The organism is Phyllobacterium sp. (genome assembly GCF_037994405.1).
In the GTDB taxonomy this organism is placed as follows: domain Bacteria; phylum Pseudomonadota; class Alphaproteobacteria; order Rhizobiales; family Rhizobiaceae; genus Phyllobacterium.
The window spans coordinates 1-25,403 of sequence record NZ_JBBNAN010000330.1; the positions used below are offsets into that span (position 1 = coordinate 1).

General features: G+C 58.3%; 21 protein-coding genes. 13 read left to right on the forward strand and 8 right to left on the reverse strand.

What is annotated here, in order from left to right; genetic code table 11:
• Window positions 1-145: 145 nt before the first annotated feature.
• The 12 genes from AAAC48_RS18235 to trxA all read left to right on the forward strand — a co-directional run bounded on the left by AAAC48_RS18235 (window position 146) and on the right by trxA (window position 17,799).
• Window positions 146-865: a response regulator transcription factor gene (locus AAAC48_RS18235; RefSeq protein WP_340655543.1), complete on the forward strand. Its 720-nt coding sequence runs from the start codon at window positions 146-148 to the stop codon at window positions 863-865.
• A gap of 122 nt (window positions 866-987) precedes the next feature.
• On the forward strand, window positions 988-2,775 hold the full coding sequence (locus tag AAAC48_RS18240; RefSeq protein ID WP_340655544.1) for a sensor histidine kinase: 1,788 nt from the start codon (window positions 988-990) through the stop codon (window positions 2,773-2,775).
• Window positions 2,775-3,242 (forward strand): HPr kinase/phosphorylase, encoded by a 468-nt coding sequence (locus AAAC48_RS18245; protein WP_340655545.1) that lies wholly within the window; start codon window positions 2,775-2,777, stop codon window positions 3,240-3,242. Before AAAC48_RS18240 ends, AAAC48_RS18245 begins: the two co-directional genes overlap by 1 nt.
• Window positions 3,243-3,417: 175 nt before the next feature.
• A complete protein-coding gene (locus AAAC48_RS18250; protein WP_340655546.1) occupies window positions 3,418-3,819 on the forward strand; it encodes a PTS sugar transporter subunit IIA in 402 nt (133 codons plus the stop codon).
• Between the two features lie 9 nt (window positions 3,820-3,828).
• Entirely contained in the window at window positions 3,829-4,143 is a 315-nt protein-coding gene (locus AAAC48_RS18255; protein ID WP_340655547.1) for an HPr family phosphocarrier protein, read from the forward strand.
• A 181-nt stretch (window positions 4,144-4,324) separates the two neighbouring features.
• Window positions 4,325-5,725, forward strand: a complete 1,401-nt coding sequence (gene ahcY, locus AAAC48_RS18260) for an adenosylhomocysteinase (RefSeq protein ID WP_340655548.1) — start codon at window positions 4,325-4,327, stop codon at window positions 5,723-5,725.
• A gap of 197 nt (window positions 5,726-5,922) precedes the next feature.
• On the forward strand, window positions 5,923-8,454 hold the full coding sequence (locus tag AAAC48_RS18265) for an ATP-binding protein (RefSeq protein ID WP_340655549.1): 2,532 nt from the start codon (window positions 5,923-5,925) through the stop codon (window positions 8,452-8,454).
• Window positions 8,455-8,461: 7 nt separating this feature from the next.
• Window positions 8,462-9,970, forward strand: a complete 1,509-nt coding sequence (gene tsaE, locus AAAC48_RS18270) for a tRNA (adenosine(37)-N6)-threonylcarbamoyltransferase complex ATPase subunit type 1 TsaE (RefSeq protein ID WP_340655550.1) — start codon at window positions 8,462-8,464, stop codon at window positions 9,968-9,970.
• A 4-nt stretch (window positions 9,971-9,974) separates the two neighbouring features.
• Window positions 9,975-10,706 (forward strand): nucleotidyltransferase family protein, encoded by a 732-nt coding sequence (locus AAAC48_RS18275; RefSeq protein ID WP_340655551.1) that lies wholly within the window; start codon window positions 9,975-9,977, stop codon window positions 10,704-10,706.
• Window positions 10,699-13,836 carry a double-strand break repair protein AddB gene (addB, locus tag AAAC48_RS18280; protein WP_340655552.1) on the forward strand — a complete coding sequence of 1,046 codons (3,138 nt, stop codon included), beginning with the start codon at window positions 10,699-10,701 and terminating at the stop codon, window positions 13,834-13,836. Before AAAC48_RS18275 ends, addB begins: the two co-directional genes overlap by 8 nt.
• Entirely contained in the window at window positions 13,833-17,330 is a 3,498-nt protein-coding gene (gene addA, locus AAAC48_RS18285) for a double-strand break repair helicase AddA (protein ID WP_340655553.1), read from the forward strand. The genes addB and addA overlap by 4 nt, the downstream gene beginning before the upstream one ends.
• A gap of 145 nt (window positions 17,331-17,475) precedes the next feature.
• Complete coding sequence (trxA, locus tag AAAC48_RS18290; protein WP_106662212.1) at window positions 17,476-17,799, forward strand: thioredoxin; 324 nt, start codon at window positions 17,476-17,478, stop codon at window positions 17,797-17,799.
• A gap of 63 nt (window positions 17,800-17,862) precedes the next feature.
• Here trxA and AAAC48_RS18295 read toward each other — a convergent pair whose 3' ends face one another.
• From AAAC48_RS18295 to trpA, 3 genes are read right to left on the reverse strand one after another with little or no spacing between them, the layout of a single operon-like run.
• Window positions 17,863-19,191, reverse strand: coding sequence for a folylpolyglutamate synthase/dihydrofolate synthase family protein (locus tag AAAC48_RS18295; RefSeq protein WP_340655554.1), 1,329 nt, complete (start codon window positions 19,189-19,191; stop codon window positions 17,863-17,865).
• A 30-nt stretch (window positions 19,192-19,221) separates the two neighbouring features.
• The gene (accD, locus tag AAAC48_RS18300) at window positions 19,222-20,142 is read right to left on the reverse strand and encodes an acetyl-CoA carboxylase, carboxyltransferase subunit beta (RefSeq protein WP_340655555.1); all 921 of its coding nucleotides are present in this window, start codon (window positions 20,140-20,142) and stop codon (window positions 19,222-19,224) included.
• Between the two features lie 45 nt (window positions 20,143-20,187).
• Complete coding sequence (trpA, locus tag AAAC48_RS18305) at window positions 20,188-21,027, reverse strand: tryptophan synthase subunit alpha (RefSeq protein ID WP_340655556.1); 840 nt, start codon at window positions 21,025-21,027, stop codon at window positions 20,188-20,190.
• Between trpA and AAAC48_RS18310 the strand changes: the two genes are divergently transcribed.
• Entirely contained in the window at window positions 21,026-21,331 is a 306-nt protein-coding gene (locus AAAC48_RS18310; protein ID WP_340655557.1) for a hypothetical protein, read from the forward strand. The two genes, trpA and AAAC48_RS18310, sit on opposite strands and share 2 nt — an antisense overlap.
• Before the next feature lie 52 nt (window positions 21,332-21,383).
• On the opposite strand, the gene trpB is transcribed toward AAAC48_RS18310, so the two are convergent.
• The 5 genes from trpB to AAAC48_RS18335 form a co-directional block, all read right to left on the reverse strand.
• On the reverse strand, window positions 21,384-22,634 hold the full coding sequence (gene trpB / locus AAAC48_RS18315; RefSeq protein ID WP_340655558.1) for a tryptophan synthase subunit beta: 1,251 nt from the start codon (window positions 22,632-22,634) through the stop codon (window positions 21,384-21,386).
• A 56-nt stretch (window positions 22,635-22,690) separates the two neighbouring features.
• Entirely contained in the window at window positions 22,691-23,350 is a 660-nt protein-coding gene (locus tag AAAC48_RS18320; protein WP_340655559.1) for a phosphoribosylanthranilate isomerase, read from the reverse strand.
• A gap of 58 nt (window positions 23,351-23,408) precedes the next feature.
• Window positions 23,409-24,038 carry a YdcF family protein gene (locus tag AAAC48_RS18325; protein WP_340655566.1) on the reverse strand — a complete coding sequence of 210 codons (630 nt, stop codon included), beginning with the start codon at window positions 24,036-24,038 and terminating at the stop codon, window positions 23,409-23,411.
• Between the two features lie 11 nt (window positions 24,039-24,049).
• Window positions 24,050-24,808: a M48 family metallopeptidase gene (locus AAAC48_RS18330; RefSeq protein ID WP_340655560.1), complete on the reverse strand. Its 759-nt coding sequence runs from the start codon at window positions 24,806-24,808 to the stop codon at window positions 24,050-24,052.
• Window positions 24,809-24,925: 117 nt separating this feature from the next.
• Window positions 24,926-25,378 (reverse strand): DUF2852 domain-containing protein, encoded by a 453-nt coding sequence (locus AAAC48_RS18335; RefSeq protein ID WP_340655561.1) that lies wholly within the window; start codon window positions 25,376-25,378, stop codon window positions 24,926-24,928.
• Between the last annotated feature and the right edge of the window lie 25 nt (window positions 25,379-25,403).

Consider the following 25,403-nt stretch of genomic DNA (forward strand, 5'->3'; position numbering starts at 1 on the left):
CACTGTTCTGCCGTGAGCGTAAGAGTCACCAAATGTGGTGAAGATGACATCGGCCGCGAACTGTGCCACATTTTGTACCTAATTTGTCCGGCACAAGCAGCTGAGTTTAAGACATTAGATTTTATGGCACAAGGAAAGGCAGGGCATGAGGGAAGTACCCGCAATGCAGACAATCGCGCTCGTCGATGACGATCGCAACATTCTGACCTCCGTATCGATCGCGCTTGAATCGGAAGGTTATCGTGTTGAGACCTATACCGATGGTGCCTCTGCCCTCGACGGTTTGATGGCACGCCCGCCAAACCTAGCCATTTTCGACATCAAGATGCCGCGCATGGATGGAATGGAGCTTTTGCGCCGACTACGCCAGAAATCCGATCTGCCCGTGATCTTCCTGACGTCGAAGGACGACGAGATCGACGAGCTCTTCGGTTTGAAGATGGGCGCCGATGATTTCATCACCAAGCCCTTTTCACAACGGCTGCTGGTCGAGCGCGTCAAGGCAGTCCTGCGCCGCGTTGCCGCGAGGGATACGGCAGCAAAGCCGGGCAGTCCCCTGGCGAAATCGCTCGAACGTGGCCAGCTCGTCATGGATCAGGAGCGCCATACCTGTACCTGGATGGGTGAACCGGTGACCCTTACCGTAACAGAGTTCCTCATTTTGCATTCCCTGGCCCAGCGCCCGGGCGTCGTCAAAAGCCGCGACGCGCTGATGGATGCAGCCTATGATGAGCAGGTCTATGTGGACGACCGCACCATCGACAGCCACATCAAGCGGCTGCGCAAGAAGTTCAAGGTCGTCGATGACGATTTCGACATGATCGAAACCCTGTATGGGGTCGGCTATCGTTTCCGCGAGACATGATGGCATAACCGCGCGCGATAGTGCCGCGCTTTCAAAGCCGCGTGATCCACTGTAAAACAAGGTTGTCTCAACGCTGCATGAATGCGATGAGGCAACGCAATTCATGAGTTTCTGAGGCAAAAATGGTAGCCGGCCTGCAAAGCGGCAATATTACGCGCAAGAGCGCCGTTATGCGCCGGAAGCGTTCGCTCGCCTTGCGCCGCTTCTTCAAGCCGCTTAACCGCGTCTTTGGCAACTATCTGTTCTCAAGCCTAACCCGGCGCATTCTCTTTCTCAATCTCGCCGGACTTGCCGTGCTCTTGTCCGGCATCATGTATCTCAATCAGTTTCGCGACGGACTGATCGATGCGCGCGTCGAAAGCCTGATGACACAGGGTGAGATCATCGCGGGAGCAATTGCCTCGTCTGCAACCGTTGATACGAATTCCATTGCGATCGATCCTGAGAAGCTGCTTGAACTGCAGGCGGGTCAGAGTATCACGCCGTCGCCTGATGTTCTGGACAATCTCGATTTTCCGATCAATCCCGAACGCGTTGCGCCAGTACTGCGCCGGCTGATCTCGCCGACGCGCACGCGTGCCCGCATTTATGACCGCGATTCCAACCTCCTGCTGGATTCCCGCCATCTTTATTCACGCGGCCAGGTGCTGCGCTACGAACTGCCGCCGATCGATGGCGAACAGCCGAGTTTCTTCGAGCGCCTGACCAATCGCATGACGCGGCTTCTGCGCCGTAGCGACTTGCCAATTTACCAGGAGCAACCCGGCGGTAACGGTTCTTCGTACCCGGAAATCGTCAAGGCCCTGACCGGCTCGCCTGCGACCGTCGTGCGGATGACGGAAAAGGGCGAGCAGATCGTTTCGGTCGCCGTGCCTATCCAGCGTTTCCGCGCCGTGCTCGGCGTATTGCTCCTTTCAACGGAAGGCGGCGACATCGACAAGATCGTGCAGGGCGAACGCTACGCGATCATCCGCGTCTTTACAGTTGCCGCTCTGGTCATGGCGATCCTGTCGCTGTTCCTGGCGTCGACCATCGCCAACCCGCTGCGCCGCCTTGCTGCCGCGGCCGATCGCGTCCGGCATGGCGTGAAGAACCGCGAGGAAATTCCAGATTTCTCCGAGCGACAGGATGAGATTGGCCACCTCTCGACGTCGATCCGCGACATGACCAATGCGCTCTACGCCCGGATTGAATCCATCGAAAGCTTTGCTGCGGATGTGAGCCATGAGCTGAAAAATCCGCTGACGTCGCTGCGGAGCGCCGTCGAAACGCTGCCGCTGGCCAAAAACGAGGAGTCGAAAAAGCGCCTAATGGACGTCATCCAACATGATGTCCGCCGTCTTGACCGGCTGATCACTGACATCTCCGATGCGTCGCGGCTCGATGCCGAACTGGCGCGTGAAGATTCCGAGCACGTCGACCTGAAATTCCTGCTCGGCAACCTTGTTACGGCCGCGCGTGAAGTCCGCCGCAACAAGAAAGACACGCACATCGAGTTCATCGTCGGCAAGCTGCCAAACAACAGGAAGGGCTTCTTCGTCGTTGGCCATGATTTGCGCCTCGGCCAGGTTATTTCCAATCTTATCGAAAATGCACGTTCCTTCGTTCCGGAGGTCGGCGGCATCATCACCGTGACCCTTCAGCATCTGGGCGATCGGATCCGCATTCTTGTCGAGGACAATGGCCCCGGCATCCGCGTCGATCAGATCGATCGGATTTTTGAGCGGTTCTATACGGACAGGCCCTCCGGCGAGGCCTTTGGTCAAAACTCGGGCCTTGGCCTGTCCATCAGCCGCCAGATCATTGAAGCGCATGGCGGCACGCTCAATGCTGAAAACACCATCGATCCCAAGGATCACGACAATTATCTCGGCGCGCGATTCATCGCGATCCTTCCGGTCGAGCTCTGATGGTTACGGAGTCTGGCGAGCTCATGCATGCGACCGCAGTCCTCGTGGGCGATCGCGGCGTTTTGATTACCGGTTCCTCCGGCTCGGGTAAATCATCCATCGCCGGTGAGCTGGTCGACCGGGCGTCGGCGAATGGCGTGTTTGCGGCGGTGATCAGCGACGATCAATGCCTTCTGAGCGCCGTTTCCGACCGGCTGATCTGCGCGGCGCCTGTCACGCTGCGAGGCGGTTTGGAGGTGCGAGGCTCAGGCCCCCATGCAGTTGACCATGAGACGGCCGCAGTCATTCATCTTGTCGCAGAATTGGTCGAAGCAGAACAGGCCATCCGATTTGCTGACGACGGAAATATACAACTCCAGGGTGTCGCAATTCCGCATCTGGCTCTACCAGCGCGCGATATTGGGGCTGCTTGCCGTGCCGTGGAAGCATGGCTTTTTCTACCGCCGTGGAAAAAATTTGTTAAATAATGCAAATGGTTAGTTTGGCGCACTGCGATAAAATGGCTGTCTGTCTTGAGAACGCCATTTTTCCGCTTGCCTTCGCGATTCGTCCTGCCAGAATGCGACACCTGCCAAACGGGGCATTCAATGCGCAGAAAAAAGCCCAATCCCAAGGGGCTGGCGCGACAGGAGCAGTTTCAGAATGATCGGACTCGTGCTTGTGACGCACGGAAGACTGGCTGAAGAATTTCATCATGCCGTGGAGCATGTCGTCGGCCAGCAGGAATATTTGGAAACCGTGTCAATCGGTGCGGATGATGATATGGAACAGCGCCGGCGCGATATCGTCGATGCGGTTGCCCGGGCTGACAATGGGTCGGGCGTGATCATCCTGACGGACATGTTTGGCGGAACCCCTTCCAATCTGGCAATTTCCGTGATGGAGTCAGGACGGATTGAAGTGATCGCCGGTGTCAATCTGCCGATGCTGATCAAGCTTTCCAGCGTGCGTGTCACCAATGATATGGCGGCGGCATTGCGGGAAGGCCAGGAAGCCGGACGGAAATATATCAATGTGGCCAGCCAGGTGCTGACAGCGAAATAGAGGTTATGAATGCGCCTGACTGCGGAGACGACCGGCACATTTGATCCGGACACTGCCCTTGTGGAGTCATTCGAGATCATTAACCGGCGCGGCTTGCATGCACGCGCCTCGGCGAAGTTTGTCCAACTCGTTGATGATTATGATGCTCATGTGCGGGTCGAGAAGGACGGCATGACGGTTGGAGGCACCTCCATTATGGGCCTGATGATGCTCGCTGCATCACCGGGCTGTTGCATCAAGGTCAGCGCTTCCGGACTGCAGGCTACGGAAGTGATGAAGGCGCTGGGTGCTTTGATCGCCGACAAATTCGGCGAAGAAGCCTGAGAATCTAACCGTCGTTTCAAGTCCAGCAGCACACCAAAATCCATTGTAGCGATATGCACGCATAAGGATTTCTTTATATCCCATTGTGCGGTGATGCCTAATCTGCTAGTCAAACGCCATCTCCGGTCGCGCCCAAACGAGAGCGCGGCCAAATGGAACAACAAGGACGGAGCTGACTTAGATGGCCGAGAAACAGGATTACATCGTCAAGGACCTTGAATTGGCCGCTTGGGGCCGCAAGGAAATCGAAATCGCCGAAACTGAAATGCCTGGCCTGATGGCCAGCCGCGAAGAGTTCGGTCCGTCGCAGCCGCTCAAGGGCGCTCGCATCACCGGTTCGCTGCACATGACGATCCAGACGGCCGTTCTGATCGAAACCCTGCAGGCACTCGGCGCCAAGGTGCGCTGGGCATCGTGCAACATCTTCTCGACGCAGGACCATGCCGCGGCAGCCATCGCAGCAACCGGAACGCCAGTTTTCGCTGTCAAGGGTGAGACCCTTGAAGAGTACTGGACCTACACCGACCAGATTTTCCAGTGGCCGGATGGTCAGCCGTCCAACATGATCCTCGATGATGGCGGCGACGCCACCATGTACATCCTGATTGGTGCCCGCGCTGAAGCTGGTGAGGACGTCCTGTCCAATCCAGGCAGCGAAGAAGAGGAAATCCTGTTCGCGCAGATCAAGAAGCGCATGAAGGAAACGCCTGGCTTCTTCACCAGGCAGCGCGATGCGATCAAGGGCGTGACCGAGGAAACAACGACCGGCGTTAATCGTCTGTATCAGCTGCAGAAGAAGGGCCTGCTGCCTTTCCCGGCGATCAACGTCAATGACAGCGTCACCAAGTCGAAGTTCGATAACAAGTATGGCTGCAAGGAATCCCTGGTAGACGGTATCCGTCGCGCCACTGACGTTATGATGGCCGGTAAGGTCGCTGTCGTCTGCGGTTATGGCGACGTCGGCAAGGGCTCGGCCCAGTCGCTGAATGGTGCTGGTGCGCGCGTCAAGGTCACGGAAGTCGATCCGATCTGTGCGCTGCAGGCTGCGATGGACGGTTTCGAAGTGGTCACTCTCGAAGATGCAGCCCCTACGGCTGATATCATCATCACCACGACCGGCAACAAGGACGTCATCACCATCGACACGATGCGCAAGATGAAAGACATGGTGATCGTCGGCAATATCGGTCACTTCGACAACGAGATCCAGGTTGCCGCTTTGCGCAATCTTAAGTGGAACAACATCAAGCCACAGGTCGACATGATTTCGTTCCCGGACGGCAAGCGCTTGCTGCTCCTGTCGGAAGGCCGTCTTCTCAACCTTGGCAATGCCACAGGCCATCCGAGCTTCGTGATGTCCGCTTCGTTCACCAACCAGGTTCTGGCTCAGATCGAGCTCTACAGCCGCGGCGAACAGTACAAGAATGAGGTTTACGTCTTGCCGAAGCACCTCGATGAAAAGGTCGCTCGTTTGCATCTCGACAAGCTTGGCGCGAAATTGTCGGTTCTTTCGGAAGAACAGGCAGCTTATATCGGTGTAACACCAAGCGGCCCGTTCAAGTCAGACCACTACAGATATTGATCTAACCAATATATACCCACAAGATATGGAAGCCAGAGGATTGACAAATTCTCCGGCTTTCTTTTTTGCGCCCAGTTCTTCCCGTCGATTCGCTCAAGGTTTATTGTAGTGATTCGGGATGACGTTGTTTCGGATGGGCCAAGTGGTTGAAAAATCGCGAGGATAGAAGCAACCGCATTCGTCAGGATGGGGCTGATATGACGATTGGTGAAGGTGATGTTCGCAGTAAACATGCAGCATACGGACGGTCGGTGCTGAAAAAATTGCGGACGCTGCTTGCCAGTGCGGGTTCGGCACTGACGATCCTTTTGAGCTCTTCCCCGTCTGTCCACGCGCAGGACGCGCTCGGCAAGATCAACACGCCATTCGGTGTCGAGGTCGGCACGTTTGAAGTCGTGCAATTTGCCATGTTTCTTGGTGCCATGGGCGCCGCCTTGCTTTCGGCGGGCTGGCTGATCCGTGAGCGCAGCCGCATCGCCAATGAAAACCGCCAGCTGCGCGACAAGGTCGCCGATCTCAATGTGACGGTCCAGCGCAATGAAGCGCTGCTCAATCTCAAGGATCAGCGTATCATTGTCTGGGAGGGTGGTTCCAGCACGCCCAATCTGATCGGAAGTCTGCCGCCGGAGATTGGGGTTCCGGAAGCCCGGGCGTTGTTCCTGGCCTTCGGCCGCTGGCTTCAGGTCGATTCTGCGACCTTGCTCGACCGTTCGATCTCGGCCTTGCGTGAAAAGGCAAGGCCCTTTGATATTGCCATCGAAACCGCGAAGGGAGCGCCGCTGGAAGTCCAGGGGCGCACGTCGGGCGGTTATGCCATCGTCCGCTTCATCAATCTCGGCGAGGCGCGGGCGGCACAGGCGCTGCTCAAGACGGAGAACTACCAGCTCAACGAAGCGCTGGGTACGTTACGCGGGCTTTTGGAATCAATCGACTTGCCCGCCTGGAGCCGCGATGGCGATGGTCGCCTCAACTGGGTCAATTGGGCCTATGCCAAGGCGGTGGATGCTCGTGATACACACAGTCCGATCAGCGAGGCGCGCGAACTCTTCGGTGCCCAGGCGCGGGAACGCATAGAGCGAGGCAAGACAGAGAGCCGGCGCTTTCACGACCAGCTGTCGACGGTGGTTGGCGGCGACCGCCATGTTTTCAGAGTGACGGACGTTGCCGGAAGCGCGGGCTCCGCAGGGCTTGCGATCGATATAAGCGAGGTCGAACTGATCCGCGAAGAATTCAAACGGACCGTACTCAATCATTCCGATACGCTGGATCAGCTCAATTCTGCCGTCGCCATGTTTGACGCAAACCGCAAACTGCAATTCTTCAACCAGGCCTTTGCCAAACTCTGGGGACTGGAAACAGCCTTCCTCGAGAGCAATCCCGACAACGCCATGCTGCTCGATCGCTTCCGCAGCGATGGCATTCTGCCAGAGCAACCGGATTGGCGGCGTTGGAAGGAACAGGTGTTGTCAGCCTATCACTCCGTCGAGCCCCAGGAGCATATCTGGTATCTGACCGACGGCCGCACGCTGCGTGTTATCGTCAATCCGCAGCCGAAGGGCGGGGTTACCTGGGTTTTCGAGAACCTGACGGAAAAGCTTGAGCTGCAAAGCCGTTACAACACGCTGATCAAGGTTCAGGGCCAGACGCTGGATCATCTGGCAGAAGGCGTCGCCGTGTTCGGCTCCGATGGCAAGACCCGTCTGTCCAATCCCGCCTTTGCCTCGCTCTGGTCGTTGAAACGCGAACAGATCGCCGAGGGAATGCATATTTCGGCGATCCGCCGCCTGTGCGAGCCGGTTTCGGACGCTGCACATTGGGAAACGTTCGTCACAACCGTTACGGGTTTTGATGATGAGCGCCAGTCGCTCTCGGGTCATATCGAACTCAGCACAGGCAAGATCCTGTTCTACGCGACGGCACCATTGCCGAACGGCCAGACGATGCTCACGTTTGTCGATGTGACAGATTCGGTGCAAGTCGAGCGGGCGTTGAAGGAAAAGAACGAGGCTCTGGAGCGGACAGACGAATTGAAGAACGACTTCGTTCAGCACGTTTCTTATGAATTGCGTTCGCCCCTTACCAACATTATCGGTTTCACCGAACTTTTGCAGACGCCGATGACCGGGCCGCTCAATGACCGTCAACGTGACTATCTTGATCACATCGGCAGCTCTTCCTCGGTACTGCTGACCATCGTCAACGATATTCTCGACCTTGCAACTGTCGACGCTGGAATCATGGAGCTGGATATCAGTGATGTCTCGGTCACCGATGCGGTGACAACCGCTTCGGAGAAAGTCGCCGACCGGCTGAAGGAGCACAATATCCTGCTGGATATTCACATTGCACCAGGAACCGGCTCCTTCCGTGCCGATGCGGCCCGCGTCAAACAGGTTCTGTCGAACCTTCTCAGCAACGCGGCGAACTATGCGCCGGAAGGCAGTACCATCACGCTGACCTGCAAGCGCGAACAGGGCGAAATGGTTTTCAACGTGCAGGACAATGGTCCGGGCATGCCCGGTTACGTGCTTGACAGCATCTTCAAGCGTTTCCAGCCCTATCCCAATGGCGGACGCAAGCGCGGGGCCGGGCTGGGTCTGTCGATCGTCAAGGGCTTTGTGGAATTGCACGGCGGAACGGTCGATATCAACAGCGCCGCCGGCAAGGGTACGCTGGTTACCTGCCGCTTCCCGCTGGAGGCGCGAACATTCAGCATCGCTGCCGAATAAAGCAACTATGACAGCTCTTACTGTTCAGCTTGCAACCACCGAAGATACCGAGCGTCTTGGCCAGGATCTGGCACTCGCGCTAGGCAAGGGCGATCTCCTCATGTTGTCGGGTGATCTTGGAGCCGGCAAATCGACGCTAGCGCGCGGTCTGATCCGCACGATTGCCGATGACAACGGTTATGAGGTACCAAGTCCGACCTTCACGATCGTGCAGTCCTACCCGGAACTTCGGTTGCCGGTCAGCCATGTCGATCTCTATCGCCTGTCATCGGCTGATGAACTTGATGAACTCGGTCTGGACGAGGCACTGGAGGACGGGGCCGTGCTCGTGGAATGGCCTGAACGGGCGCAGGGCGCTCTGCCGACGCCCAGTCTGCGTGTAACGCTGCTCGGCGATGGCGACGGTCGCAAGGCGGTGATTGATGGCGAACCAGCTGCCACTGCTCGAGTGCAGCGTTCGCTGGCGATTCGCAAATTCCTGCGGGAGGCAGGCTTTTCGACGGCAGAACGCCGTTACCTATTGGGCGATGCGTCGGCCCGCGGCTACGAGACCATTGCAACGGGAGACGTGCCTCCGCTTATCCTCATGAATTCACCCTATAACCCCGGTGGCCCGATCCAGCGCGGTGGCAAGACCTATATGCAGATTGCCCACCTGTCCCAATCGGTGACTGCATTCGTCGCGATCGACAGGCTGTTGCAATCAAGAGGTTTCAAGGTGCCCGGGATTGAGCTCGAGGACCTGGAAAACGGTTTCCTGCTTCTCGAAAATCTCGGCAATGAAGGCGTGTTGGACGCCAGCGGTGAGCCGATTCCGGAACGCTACGAGGCGGCAGTCCGCTTGCTGGCCGAAGTGCACGCACAATCATGGCCGCAGGATATCGATGTTGCCGAGGGTTATTCCCATCATATTCAGTCCTTTGACCGCGACGCGATGATGATCGAGGTCGAACTTCTGTCAGACTGGTATGTGCCGCGAATGCGCGGGGCGCCGCTTGAACCTGGGCGAAAAGCAGAGTATGTCACGGCGTGGGATAAAGTATTTAGTCGATTAAATAATGCCGAGAAGAGCCTGCTGCTCAGGGACGTTCACTCACCCAATATTCTCTGGCAAGAGAAAGAATCAGGCATCAGACGTGTTGGACTGATTGACTTTCAGGATGCGATGATCGGTCCGTCGGCATATGACGTAGCGTCACTGGTATTTGACGCACGCGTAACCATTGCGCCGGCGTTGCAGGATCATTTGCTCGCCGCCTACCTCGACGAACGGCGATCGGGCGATATGGTTTTTGATGAGGCGGATTTCCGAGCGGCGTTTGCGATCATGGCGGCGCAGCGGAATGCCAAGATACTCGGCATATTCGTCCGCCTTGACGAGCGCGACAGCAAGCCCATTTACTTAAAGCACATTCCGCGCATTCAGACCTATCTTAATCGCGTGATCGGGCATCCAGCACTGGCGCCGGTCAAGGATTGGTGCGAAAAGGCTGGCATTCTATCTTCGGAGATTTGATTTTATGGCGAAGCCTCGCACGGCGATGGTACTGGCAGCTGGTCTCGGCAAGCGCATGGCTCCAATAACGAACACAATACCAAAGCCGCTGGTTAAGGTAGCCGGCAAAGCATTGATCGATTGGGGGCTTGATGCGCTTAAAAGCGTCGGCGTCGAGCGTGCGATCGTCAATACACATTATCTCGCCGATCAGCTGGATGCTCACCTTGCAAAACGGAAGGTTCCGGCGATTATTGTCTCGGACGAGAGACAGGAGCTGCTCGATTCTGCCGGCGGCATCGTCAAGGCATTGCCACAGATTGGGTCTGGACCCTTCTATGTTCTCAATGCAGATACGTTTTGGGTGGACGGCGCGCGGCCTAATCTTGTCCTGCTGGCGGAAGGATGGGATGATGTGCGCATGGACATTCTTCTCATGATTGCAACGAAGGATCAGGCGACGGGCTATGACGGCCGCGGCGATTTCCATTTGAGTCCGGAAGGCAGGCTCCGCCGCCTCGGTGCGGGCGAAACATCGCCCTATATTTATGCCGGTGCTGCGATTATCCATCCGCGGATTTTTGCTGGTTCGCCCGCAGGAAAAGCCTCGCTTAACCGCTATTTCGATGAGGCGATTGCCGCAGACAGGCTCTATGGCCAGCGCATGGATGGCCTCTGGCTGACAGTGGGAACGCCAGCCGCCATTGGTGAGGCTGAAGCCGCCATCGCCAACGCCGGTCACGAGGTCCATGGCTGAGCGTCAGCATCGCCGGATATTTTCGATAGCGCCGGGTACACCCTTCCTGCCTGCTCTGGTCGACGCGCTGCAGTCGAGTATGCTCATCCCTGGTTTCCCTGCCGACCCGGCGGATCCAATGGCGCTCGCACGTGCGACGATCTATGTACCGACCCGCCGTGCAGCGCGTACTTTGCGCTCGCTTTTGGTCGAAAAGAGCCCGGTCAAATCGGCTATTCTTCCTCTTATCCGCCCGCTCGGCGATGTGGACGAGGATGCGGCCACGTTCGACATGGGTTCGGATGCATTCTTTGACCTTCTGCCACCGATAAGCTCAACCGAACGATTGCTGCTCCTGGCACGGCTGGTGCGGCCCTGGCGTGAGCGCCTACCCGCTCACGTCCGAGCTTTGTTCGGCAATGAGGAAATCGCCATTCCGGCCACCACGGCCGATGCGATCTGGCTCGCACGTGACCTTGCCAGTCTTATGGATCAGGTGGAAACCGAAGCTGGCGGCTGGTCGACGCTTTCCAACATCGTGTCCGAGGATCTCCCCAATTGGTGGCAGGTGACGCTCGATTTCCTGAATATCGTCACCAGTCTCTGGCCCGGGATCCTTGAGGATCGTCACCGATCCAATCCTGCGGCACATCGCAACCGCTTGATCGAACTCGAAGCCGAACGCTTGTTGCGCAGCCCCCCTGCTGGTCCCGTAATCGCTGCGGGTTCGACTGGTTCTATTCCTGCTACTGCGCAGTTGCTGGCCGCGATCGCGTCATTGCCGCAAGGCGCTGTCGTGCTGCCCGGCCTTGACCGGGGTATGGATGATGCGAGCTGGAACATTCTGGCAAACAGCGCCGACAACCCGTCCATCTTCGGCCATCCGCAATACGGCCTCCGCAAACTCCTGAGCGAGCTCGGCGTCCTGCGCCACGACGTCGTTCACCTGGGCAGGGTTGTGTCGCCGAAGCGCGCCCGCGAACAGTTGCTGGCGGAGGCGATGCGCCCTGCCGATACGAGCGAGGCCTGGAGCACTGTCGACCGCTCCAGTGGCCAATTTTCGGAGGCGATCGCCCAGATTGCGCTGGTCGAGGCGGCGAATGAACGCGAAGAAGCGCTTGCTGTGGCAGTTGCTCTGCGTGACGCCCTTGACCTGCCGGGCAAGTCCGCTGCGCTCATCACTGCCGACCGCGATCTGGCGCGTCGGGTCTCTACCGAACTCGCCCGTTTCAACATTGCCGCAGATGATTCCGGGGGCCATGCCTTGCGCGAAACACAACCGGCGACGCTTATGCGGCTGGCACTCGAAACTGCGTTCAACCCGGGTGATCCCGTTGCGCTGCTGGCGTTGCTCAAGCATCCGTTGACACGGCTCGGGCTTGAGAGATCTGCCGTACGGCAGGCGACGGAGACGATCGAACTTGTATCCCTGCGTGGCGGTACCGGTCGCGCCTCACTTTCCGGCCTTGCCGCCTTCTTCGAACAACGTCTGGCCGAAGCCAGCAGTGCGCCTTTCGAACCAGTGTGGTTGCGGCAGGTTTCCGTAGGTCAGATCGAGGCAGCGCTTGCAGCCTGCGATGCCCTGCGCAAAAGCATGGAACGGCTCATTGCGTTTGCCGACCGCGCTGAACCTGTGCAATTGGCTGAAATCATCTACGCCAGCGTCGCCAGCCTCGAAAATCTGGCGCGCGACCATAAGGGTGATATCGCGCCGCTCTATTCCGGCGCCGCGGGTGAGCAGTTCGCCGCCTTCCTGCGCAATCTCGTCTCCGCCGACTCCGGGCTCGATTTCCTGCCCGCCGAATGGCCGGCGATGGTTGAAGCGCTGATGTCGGGAGAAGTGGTTAAGCCGAAAGCCGGGGCTCATCCGCGGCTCTTTATCTGGGGTGCGCTCGAAGCGCGTCTGCAGACAATCGACACCGTCATAATTGGCGGGCTCAATGAGGGTTCCTGGCCGGGCAAGACCCGCAACGATCCTTTCATGTCGCGGCCGATGAAATCCATCATCGACCTTGAACCGCCAGAACGCCGAACTGGCTTGGCCGCCCATGACTTCCAGATGGCGATGGGCATGGACCGCGTCATCCTGACACGATCGCAGCGCTCCGCCAATGCGCCGACCGTGGCATCGCGCTGGCTGCAGCGGCTGGAAACAGTGCTCGGTAAAACCGCCGCGGTCGAGCTACGGGCGCGGGGCGCGAAATATCTGAACTGGGCCCGTGAGATCGACACCGCGCCGGACGAGGATTTCGTCAAGCGGCCGGAACCGAGGCCGCCGCTCGCAGCCCGGCCGAAACATTTCTCGGTGACGGAGATCGAGACGCTCAGGCGAGATCCGTATGCGATCTTCGCACGCCGTATCCTGCGCCTGCGCCCGATCGAGCCATTGATCCGGGATCCAGACGTTGCAGAACGCGGCTCGTTGTTCCACGACATCCTGGCGCATCTCACTGAGCAGGGTATCGATCCAGTCGCTCCGGTTGCCAGAGCGCAGTTGTTGGAGATCGGCCGGCGCTATTTTGACGATACCGCGTTGCCGGAAGAGATCGATGCGGTGTGGTGGCCGCGGTTTCAGGCTCTCGTGCCGGAATACCTGAATTGGGAACGCGATCGCGCTCCACTGATTGCCGAACGCCATCCTGAAATCGCCTCGAAGAAAATTCCTGTCGAAACGACCGGGGTGACGCTTTCCGGGCGCGCAGACCGGGTCGACCTCCGGCGCGACGGCACCGTCGAGATCATCGACTACAAGACCGGTTCGACCCCATCGAAGCGGCAAGCGCATGTGTTGCTGTCGCCGCAGCTCGCGCTTGAAGCGGCGCTGCTGGCGCGGGGCGCTTTTCGCGAAGTCGGCACGCGCTACGCCTCGGATCTTCTCTATGTTCGTCTTCGACCCAATGGCCGTGTTGATCCCGAATCGATCCTGAAGATCGGCACCGGTGCGAGTGCAGTAGAGAAAACTGCGCCGGAGCTGGGCGAACTTTCCTGGCGCCGCCTGACCGAGTTGCTGACCGCCTATAACGATCAGCAGAAGGGCTATCTGTCACGGGCGCTCCCATTCAAGGAAACCGACCTCACAGGCGATTATGATCATTTGGCCCGCGTGCTGGAATGGTCGGCCGGTGGCGCCGATGATGGTGATGGGGAATGAAGAAGCGTCTCATCATCCCGAAAGAAACCATCGTCGATCAGAATCGGGCGGCAAACCCGAAGGATTCCGTTTGGGTGTCTGCCAATGCCGGCTCCGGTAAGACTCATGTTCTGACCGAGCGAGTCATCCGACTGCTGCTCGATGGAACCGACCCGTCGAAAATCCTTTGCCTTACCTATACCAAGGCGGCCGCAGCGGTCATGCAGAACCGGGTCTTCGCCAGACTATCCGAGTGGGCAACGATGGACGAGGAAGCGCTTGCCGATACCATCGAAAAGATTGATGGCAGTCGGCCCGGCCCAAAGCGCCTGGCACAAGCGCGACGACTGTTTGCGCGCGCGCTGGAAACACCGGGCGGCCTCAAGATCCAGACCATCCACGCTTTCTGCGAGGCCATACTTCACCAGTTTCCGCTGGAGGCCAATATCGCCGGTCATTTTGAGTTGATGGACGATCTGATGCAGGTGGCGCTCGTAGGCGAGGCGCGGCGGCAACTACTGCAGGCCGCGCGCCTCGACCACAACACGGAACTTGCCGCAGCTTTTGCCGACGTTCTCGATGCCGCCGGAGAATTTGGACTGCACCAACTCCTGGATGAGGCGGTGGGTAAACGGCACGGTCTGACGCAATTTATCCGTGCGGTTGGCCAAGACGATCTGCATCGCCGGACCTTCTACGCCCATTTCGGGTTCAAGGGCGACGAAACGGAAGACAGCATCCTGTCTACGCTTTGGCCGGTGCGCGCATTTGACGACGCCACCCTCGCCGGCATCCTCGAAATACCGAGGAGCGCTACCCGAGCGCAGGAATTCGCGCTGACCCTTCGTTTTGCCAAGGCGAATGAACAGGCAGACCAGCGCGAAGAGGCACTGCGTACGGCGTTTCTCAAGACAACAGGCGAGGCAAAGAGCGGCTCCTTTATTGCCTCCAAAGCTGTAACCGATCGATTTCCGGATTTTATCGATCGATTTGATCAGGCGGCGCAACGCGTCTACCAGGGACTGGACCGGCTCAAGCAATTGCGGGTGATCCGTCTTACCCTTTCCGCCCTGGTTCTAATCGACGATCTGATCGGCCGCTATCAGCAGATGAAGAAGGCACATGGGCTTCTTGATTTCGACGATCTGATTGTGCGCACAGTGACGCTGCTCGCACGGCAGGACGCGGGACCGTGGGTTCAATACAAGCTTGACAATGGCATCGACCATATTCTGGTTGACGAGGCACAGGATACAAGCCCCAACCAATGGCGTGTAATTCGCCTGCTCAGTGAGGAGTTTTTTGCAGGAAAGACCGCGCGCGATATCCGCCGCACCCTGTTCGCCGTGGGGGATGAGAAACAATCGATCTATTCATTTCAGGGCGCAATTCCCGAAGACTTTGCCGAGCATGGCAGGGCGACAGAAAGAAACACCAGAGAGTCCGAACTGAGTTTTGCCCGCGTCAATCTCAACTTCTCGTTCCGCTCGTCCCCGGATGTACTGTCCGCTGTCGACAAGGTGTTTGCCCGGCCACAAGCCAATAGAGGCTTTGGCGCCGAGCACGGTGCGACCGTGCACACGGCGATCCGCGACCATGATCCCGGTGAAGTACAGATCTGGGATATGCTGACGCCGGAAACGACTCCCCAGGAAGAGGACTGGCGCACGCCCGTCGACAGCCTCCCAGCACCTCCCGTGCGCCTTGCCGAGCAGATCGCCAGGACAATCGATCTGTGGCTCAAGAATGGCGAAGTCATCGAAGGACAACACCGGCGCCTCGAGGCACGCGATATCATGGTCCTGGTGCGCAAGCGCGACCAGTTCATGCCGGCCCTGTCACGCGAACTGAAGAAGCGACAGGTTCCGGTTGCAGGTGCAGACCGCTTGAGGCTTACCGATCATATTGCAGTCAAGGATCTGATGGCGCTCGGCCGCTTCATGCTGCTGCCGTCGGATGATCTATCGCTGGCGGCTCTGCTGAAAAGCCCGCTCTTCAAATGGAATGACGACCAGTTGTTTGATCTCGCCTATGGCCGCGCCGAAAATGAAACACTCTTTCAACGGCTCAATGCCCGCGCCGAGGACGATCTGGTCTTGAATGCGGTGGTGCATCGGCTCCGGAACTGGCGCAATCGCGCCGATACGGTCCCTGTCTTCGAATTCTATGCGGAGATTCTGGGACCGGGTGGTGCAAGGCGCGATCTTCTAGCCAGGCTGGGCAACGAAGCCGGCGATGTCATCGACGAATTCCAGAACTATGCCGTCGCTACAGAAAAGACCGGATTGCCAGGTCTGCAGGCGTTTCTCGAAACCCTGGAGGCAGCAACGCCGGAGATCAAACGCGAGCTCGACCAGAGCCGCGATGAGGTGCGCATCATGACCGTTCATGCTGCCAAGGGGCTTGAGGCTGCGATTGTGTTCCTGGTCGATTCCGGCAGTGCAGCTTCGGCTGGAGGGCGAACGGCCAGCCTTCTGTCCTTCGATATGGAGGAAAAGGACGGATGGCAGGGCAAGGGGTTTCTGTTTGTTCCAACGAAGACCTATGCGACTGCATTTACCGGAACAATCATCGACAACTTGAAAATTCGCGCGGAAGAAGAATATCGACGGCTGCTCTATGTTGGTATGACCCGCGCCGAGGATCGCCTGATCGTGTGCGGATATCGCGGGCAGCGCCTGGCACCCGACACATGGCATAGTTTGGTTGATGCGGCACTGGCGGAGGCAAGTGAGCCATTCCAGCATCCCGTCGAAGGGGTCGTGGCCAAGCGCTACCGCGTGACAGCGTCCCTGTCCACACCGATCGACGAACCTGAAGCTGCTTCAGAAATTGCTGCCGTGCCGCTGCCAAAGTCTTATCGCGCGCCCATGCCACGCGAAACGGGCCTGCCAAGGCCACTTGCGCCTTCGGGTGTCTCGGTGCTCATTGAACCCGATGATGAAGTGGCGCTTGTGACAGGATCGCCTGTGCTCGCAGGCGACGGACGCGACCCGTCCTTCGCCATCCGCCGAGGCACGGTTATCCACGCGCTGTTGCAGACCCTGCCAAATCTGCCTGCGAAACAGCGGGTTCAGGCGGCCGACCGCTACCTTTCGCGTGCTGCCTTTGACTGGCAGCCGGGCGAAATCGAAAGCGCCCTGCAGTCGGTATTGCGCGCCATGGGCGATCCACATTTTGCACCGGTTTTTGCCGCCGGATCCCTAGCGGAAGTGGCGATCATGGGAACGCTGCATCTGCGAGGCAAGGAACACGCGGTTTCCGGTGTGATCGATCGGCTGGCGGTAGACGAAAACCGCGTGCTCATTGTTGACTACAAGACCAACAGGCCGGCCCCGCTTGAGCTTGCCAATGTTCCTGATGCCTACGTGGCCCAGCTGGCACTATACCGACAATTGCTTGAGCCGCTTTATCCCGGCAAGACGGTTGAGGCGGCGCTGCTCTTTACCGAGGGCCCGTACCTGATCGATATCCCTGCCGACGCAATGCGCAATGCTCTCGCCCAACTATCGTAGGGCTTGCTCGGCCCGGCAAAGAAACGCAGAGTTGCAGGAACCTAATCGACGTTTGCACTGAATCGTGACAAGACCGCGCTTGACGAGCGTGAGCCGACTCACCACATGATGTGCAACACATTCACAAACACACAAGGAAAAGCCTATGGCTACCGTCAAGATCGATACCAGCAACTTTCAGTCCGATGTAATCCAGTCAGGTCAGCCTGTGGTCGTTGATTTTTGGGCTGAATGGTGCGGCCCATGCAAGATGATCGCACCGGCGCTTGAAGAAATCGCTTCGGAGATGGAAGGCAAGGTCACGATCGCCAAGGTCAATATCGACGAGAATCCGGAGCTGGCCGCGCAGTTCGGCGTGCGTTCGATCCCGACCTTGCTGATGTTCAAGGATGGCGAATTGGCCGCTAATCTGGTCGGCGCCGCACCGAAGAGCAAGTTGACCGACTGGATCAAGAATTCAGCAGCTTGATTGATTAATTCTTCGATCCCAAGAGCCCGGCCCAGCGCCGGGCTTTTTATTGCGCCAAACGACTTATTGCGGCGGCGTTCCATTATCCGAGAGAACGTCACCAGCGAGATAGAGTGAACCGCCAATGAGGATACGCGGGGCTGGTTCGGATTTATCCCAGCTGTCGCGCAGGATTTTCAGCGCATTTTCGACCGAATAGACCGGTTCGGCGGAAAGGCCCGCCTCGTTGGCGGCTAGCGCCAGCTCATCATGCGGAATGCCTGCGCCACTGGAGCGGATCGGCACCGTATAGACGTGCCGCGCCATGCCGGTGAAGGCCTGAAAATAGCCAACGGGATCCTTGGTATTGATCATGCCGGTTATGAGAAACAACGGCCGCTGGGTGCGGTCTTCGAGTGTGGCAATAGCCTCGGCAATCACCAGCCCCGCGCCAGGATTATGTCCGCCGTCGAGCCAGATTTCCGACCCGGGAACGGCAAGGTCTACCAGTTTGCCCTTGATAAGGCGCTGCATGCGCGCAGGCCACTCCACCGTCGTCATCGCAGTTTCGACCGCATATTCCGGTACATTAAATCCTGCGGTCCTGACTGCATGGATGGCAGCAGCGGCGTTTGCCAGTTGGTGACGGCCGAGCAGGGCTGGCATGGGAAGATCCATCAAGCCAGTGTTGTCCTGATAGATCATGCGGCCGCGCTCCTCGAAACTGAGGAAATCCTGGCCATAGACAGCGTATGGGCAATCGCGCCTTTCGGCAGTCTCGATCAGCACCATGCGCACCGCTTCTTCCTCCTGGGCTCCGATAACGACCGGACAGCGTGGCTTGATGATCCCTGCCTTTTCCGCTGCAATCAGCTCCACACGGTCACCGAGGTAGGGCTGATGATCGAGCGAGATCGGCATGATGACGCTGACGGCAGGTTCGGGGATCACGTTGGTCGCATCAAACCGCCCGCCAAGGCCGACTTCGAGAATGACTGCATCGGCGGGGTGTTCTGAAAACAGGACGAAGGTGACGGCCGTCAGGATCTCGAAAACCGTAATCGCCTGCCCGGCATTGGCATCAGCGACGCGCTTGACCACATTTGCCAAAACATCGTCTTCGACGATCCGGCCGCCACCGGGGCTGCCCAACCGATACCGCTCATGCCAACGCACGAGATGCGGGGAGGTGTGCACATGGACCGTATAGCCAGCGGCCTCCAGCAAAGCGCGCGAAAAGGCGACGGCTGAACCTTTGCCGTTCGTACCCGCAACGTGGATCACAGGCGGCAGCCGCAGATGCGGGTTGCCCAGCGTGTCGAGAAGGCGGGTTATACGGCCCAGCGACAGATCAAAGCCCTTGGGGTGCAAGCCCAACAGCCGTTCTATCTCTTGTTCAGCACGCGACGGCATTGCACACCCGGTTTGGCAAATAGGATGGGATCAAGGATGGGCTTCAATCGGCGCCGGCATTGTGGCGGCCAACCCGTTCGGCAGTTCAGACGATTCTGTTGCCGGTTCACCCGTGAGCATCTTCAACAGGCGCGCAATAGTTGACTTCAATTCCGTGCGCGGCACCACCATGTCCACCATGCCATGCGTCTTCAGATATTCGGCGCGCTGGAAGCCTTCCGGCAGTTTTTCGCGAACGGTCTGCTCGATGACGCGCTGTCCTGCGAAACCGATTAGTGCGCCTGGTTCCGCGATGTGAATATCGCCCAGCATCGCGTAAGAGGCAGTGACGCCGCCCGTCGTCGGATTGGTCAGAACGACGATATAGGGCAGGCCGGCTTCCTTCAGCATTTCAACGGCTACAGTCGTACGCGGCAGCTGCATCAGCGAAAGGATGCCTTCCTGCATGCGCGCGCCGCCTGATGCCGCGAAGAGCACCAGTGGTCGCTTCAAAGCAATTGCGGTTTCAAAACCCTTGATAATTGCTTCACCTGCCGCCATGCCGAGCGAACCGCCGATGAAATTGAAATCGTGGATGGTCACGACGATCGGCAGGCCTTCGATGGTGCCAAGGGCGTTAATGATCGTATCATCCTGCCCCGTCTTGGCCCGATGCTCCTTCAGCCGGTCGACATAGCGTTTCTCGTCGCGGAACTTCAGCGGATCCGTCGCGACCTTGGGCTGCTCGAGTGTTTCAAACACGCCGTTGTCGAAGAAGAACTTGAGCCGGTCCCTGGCAGGGATTCGCATGTGGTGGCCGGATGACGGCACAACCCACTGGTTCTTTTCCAGATCCGTATGGAAGACCATTTCGCCGGACTCCGGATCCTTGATCCAGAGATTCTCCGGCATTTCACGGCGGCCTAGCATCGAATTGATCTTCGGCCGGACGTAATTTGTGATCCAGTTCATGGTCGGTCCTGTTCTTCTATCAATAGTGCAGGTGATTTAGGGCTTCTACTCGGCTGCGGCAAGCCTTGATGCCCGCACGCCGCTGGAAAGCCCCTGCACCATGGTGGCGACCGCTTCAGCCGGATCGGCCACCAGCGAGCCATCGGGATTGATCGTATTGGCCACAGCATTGACGATTGCCGTCCCGACAACCACCCCATCGGCAGCGGAACCGATGACCTTGGCCTGTTCGGCGGTCTTGACGCCGAAGCCGACCACAATAGGCAGGTCCGTGTGCCTTTTGATGCGCTCGACAGCAGCCGCAACCCTGCTCGTATCCGGCAACGCCGAGCCGGTAATGCCGTTCATCGACACATAATAGACGAAGCCCGATGTATTCTGCAGGACTTTCGGCAGGCGCTTGTCGTCGGTCGTCGGTGTTGCCAGGCGAATGAAGTTGATTCCGGCCCTGATGGCGGGAATGCAGAGTTCCTCGTCCATTTCCGGCGGCAGGTCGACGATGATCAACCCGTCGATGCCGCAAGCAACAGCATCCTTCAGGAAGCGATCGACACCATATATGTACACGGGGTTGTAATAGCCCATCAACACGATCGGTGTGGTGTTGTCGGTTTCGCGAAACCGCGCAGCCATTTCCAGGGTCTTCGTCAGCGACATGCCCTTCTTCAGGGCGCGCAGGCCTGCTGCCTGAATGGCCGGACCATCGGCCATCGGATCGGAGAAGGGAACGCCGAGTTCGATGATGTCGGAGCCCGAGCCCGGCAAGGCCTTCATGATCTTGAGCGAGGTGTCGAAGTCCGGATCACCGCCCATGAAATAGGTTACGAGAGCCGGGCGACCTTCTGCCTTGAGGGCTGCAAATTTTCTGTCGATACGGGTCGTCATGTTAGAGCTCTTTCCGGCCATATTGGCCGTATTCTGTTTCTCGGCTGGCGAGACAATCCACGCGCAAGGTGGCAAGGGCGATGTGTTTCATCGGGCGAAGCCGCCTGACAAAGTGGGTGTCCGCCAGCCGGAAACCCAGCCGTTGGTTTGCTTTGCAAACCAGCAAGCTTTCAAATCCGCTGGTCGAATTATCCGCATTTCGACAGAAATGCGGTTCGACCAGTGGGACGGGGCCGGTTGCACCAATCCCGGCGCAAAGCCACTCGCCCGCACCAAGAGTGCGGGTCTTCGTCTCTTTGCTTGATCTTGTCACAACATGCCTCCGTCAGAATAGGTCAATATGGTCGGAAAGGGCTCTAGATATCCATTCCAAGCAGTTGGCCGACCGTATGCACATCCTTGTCGCCGCGGCCCGAAAGGTTGACGATCATGATCTTGTCCTGTGCCATCTTGGGGGCGATCTTCACTGCATGGGCAATCGCATGGGCAGATTCCAATGCAGGAATGATACCCTCGGCGCGGGTGGTCAGCTGGAAAGCGTCAAGGGCCTCGTCGTCGAGGATCGGCACATAGGAGACCCGCCCCGTGTCACGCAGCCATGAATGTTCGGGGCCAACACCAGGATAATCGAGACCAGCCGATACTGAGTGCCCATCGAGAATCTGGCCGTCGTTGTTCTGCAAAAGGTAAGTCCGGTTGCCATGCAACACGCCCGGTCGGCCGGCGCTCATCGAGGCGCAATGCTCTTGGCCATCGAGTCCGCGGCCACCGGCTTCAACGCCGATGATCTCAACGCTCTTGTCGTCAAGGAAAGGATGGAACAGGCCGATTGCATTGGAACCGCCGCCAACGGCAGCGATGATCGTGTCGGGCAGGCGGCCTTCGCGTTCGAGTATCTGTTCACGCGCCTCGGTACCAATGACCGACTGGAAATCGCGCACCAGTTCCGGATAGGGGTGCGGACCAGCGGCTGTGCCGATCAGGTAATAGGTGTCTTCGACATTCGAGACCCAGTCGCGCAGGGCTTCGTTCATCGCGTCCTTCAGCGTGCCATGGCCGGACGAAACCGGCTTGACCTCGGCGCCGAGCAGTTTCATGCGGAAGACGTTCGGCTTCTGCCGTTCGACGTCGGTTGCGCCCATATAGACGACACAAGGCAGGCCGAACCGGGCCGAAACGGTGGCGGACGCAACACCATGCTGTCCGGCGCCGGTTTCCGCGATGATGCGGGTCTTGCCCATGCGCTTGGCGAGCAGGATCTGGCCGAGGCAATTGTTGATCTTGTGGCTGCCGGTATGGTTCAGGTCTTCGCGCTTGAAGTAGATCTTGGCGCCGCCATCAAGGCCCTGATCCTTGGCGAGCTGGCGTACATGCCGCGTCAGGCCTTCGGCATAGTAGAGCTTGGAGGGGCGGCCGGCATAATGGGTCGACAACGCCTGGAGTTCCGCCTTGAACGATGGATCGTTCTTCGCGTCGTCATAGGCTTCCTGCAGCTCAAGGATCAGCGGCATCAGTGTCTCGGCGACAAAACGGCCACCGAATATGCCGAACATGCCCTCTTCATCAGGACCTGTCTTGAATGAATTGGGCTCAACGACCTTGTTCACTGCTTTGCTCCGTTGTTGCGGTCCCTGTCGTCCTATCCGACCGACCGCCTTTTGATTCAGGCCGCGTCAGCGCTCTTGGCAGCGCGTACGGCCTGGAAAAATTCCCCTATCAGGCTAACATCTTTTACACCCGGCGCAGACTCGACGCCCGACGAAATATCGATGCCGCTTGGCAGAGTTGCCGCCAGGGCTTCACCGATGTTGTTCGCATTGAGACCACCGGAAAGCATGTAATCGATAGACGCGTCAAGCTCGCTCAGCACCTGCCAGTCGAAAGAGACGCCATTTCCGCCGGGGAGTTCAGATCCCTTGGGCGGTTTGGCATCAAAAAGCAAGCGGTCAGCAACACCGATATAGGGCTTGATCCGATCGAGATCGCTGCGTTCACGCAGCGAAATCGCCTTCATGACCGGTAGCCCGTAGCGCGCCTTGACATCTTTGACCCGCTGGACGCTCTCTTCGCCATGCAGTTGCAGCATGTCCGGGTTCATTGATGCAACAATCGTATCAAGCGTCGCGTCATCAGCATCGACCGTCACGGCCACGGCCTTGGCGCGCCCTTCAGCGGCGCGGCGCAGGCGGCCTGCTGAAGCGGAATCGATATTGCGCGGGCTCTTCGGGAAGAAAATGAAGCCGATATGCGATGCACCGCCGTCCAGCGCTGCCGCGACTGCTTCGTCGGTTTTCAACCCGCATATCTTGATATCAAGGCTCATAAGCCGCAACTCGCACGAAAATGCGTCAAAGTCGAGGATTTTGCGCATGGATCAACTGTTAGAGATGGTGGTGATAACCCTCTTTCACAAGGAAATCGAACGCATCCGCGACAGATGCAGGGATGGATTGCGCTATCTGGAAGCCCTTGGCCGGATAATCGATCATGCGTTGCACATCCCCGACCATTTCATGAATGAACATATCGAGTGGATAGGCTTGCGTCGGCTGATTCTCAAAACGGGTCGGTGGCGCCGTCACCAGCGCTTCGACGTCCGGCCATTGAGCCCGCACGGTTGCATGGGCGCGGCGCTGGGTCTGGGGTTTGGTGACGATAATGGCGCGGCGAATATTGTCGCCCGCCATCGCCTTCGCGTACCGGATATTTTCGCCGATATTGGTGGCCTGTGGCTCGATCAGGATGGCTTTACCCGGAACGCCCAGCTCCTTTGCGCGCATGGCAAAAGCTTCCGCTTCCGTTCCGTCATAGAGCCCGCCTGTCCAGTTGCCGGACTTGCCGGTAAACAGAATTTGCTTCGCCAGGCCCTGATGGAACAATTCTGCGCAGCGATCCGCGACGCGCAGGTCATAGCTGCCGAGCCCCATGATCAGGTCAGCTTTCGACACTTCGTCATAAATGAGATGAAAATCCCATAGGGTGCGGGCCGCCTGCAGAACGGCAGGTGAAATCGCTGCTTGCATCAGCTGAAATCGATAGCCTGCAGTGCGCCGCCGTTGCGCTTCAGCCAGGCCTTGCAGCGTTCGGTATCCGGGCAAAGCTCACCGCACAATTTCCAGAATTTCGGCCCGTGATTCATTTCTTTCAAATGGGCAACCTCGTGCGCGACGAGATAGTCGATGATCGGCGGCGGAGCCATCATGATGCGCCAGGAAAAGGATAGCGTCCCATCCGATGTGCAAGAACCCCAGCGGCTCTTCGTATCCTTCAGGCGAATGGCCTTTGCGCGCCGCCCGACGGTTGCCATGTGGCGCGCCACGAGCATTTCGAGATCGCTCCGGGCCTCGCGCTTCAGAAAATCGCCCACGCGCCGCGCCAGATGCGGACGGTCACCATAGACGATCAGCTTTGGACCCTCTGGCCCGTCTTCCTGCCGGACAGTTCCGCGTTTTGCCGGCTCATGCACGATGAGATGCGGCACACCGCGTACAGGGATCTTCACCCCCGGACGTACCTTGGGTTGGTCTGGCATCTTGGCGATGCGCGTTTCGATCCAGCCCTCATGGCGCGTCAGGAATTTCTCGATCTCGCGTGTCGGCATGCCCGGTGGCACGGTTATGCGAAGGCCCTTGCCGCCAGCATCGATACGCAGGGTCAGCCGTGTTGCCCGCGGATTTTCCATCACCCGCAGCGGCAGGACACGGCCTGCAACCTCATAGCTCCGCTCGGCTTTCAGCGTTGCGGATTTTTTCGGCGGACTCCGGAACAGGGACAGGATCATGAGATCACATTAATTGATTCGACCAAAAGCGGTGAGAAAAACAGAAGCGGCGCCGAAAGGCGCCGCCATGGTACGAGATATCGCTATCAGGACTGGAGGAACCGACCGCGAGAGCCGTTATTCTCCGTCGGTATCGTTCACGCCGGGAACGGAGCCCGACGGCTTCTTTGGCGCAGTGTTGCGCTCAGCCATGAAGCGATCGAATTCTTCGCGATCCTTGGCGCGGCGGAGTTCACGCGCATATTCTTCAAACTCGCTACGCATTTCCTCAAGCTTGCGGCGCTCTTCGTCGAGGCGCTCCAGCTCTTTTTCGCGCCATTCATCAAAGGCAATATTGCCGGTGCCGAATGGGCCGCGGCCGAAATGATGATTGCGACGGTGACGGCGGAACGCACCGCAGACATTGTCAGTCGCATTGCTCATTTCGTGCTTGAAACCGCCGAAGCGATTGCCCCAGACGATATAGGCGAGCATGGCTAAGCCAAGTGGCCAGAACAGCATGAATCCGATAATCATCAGAGCGATGGTCGCCGGTGTCCAGCCTGGCCGGATCAAAGCAGCATTGTTCATCGAAAGCCCTTCCTTATCAAGAAAG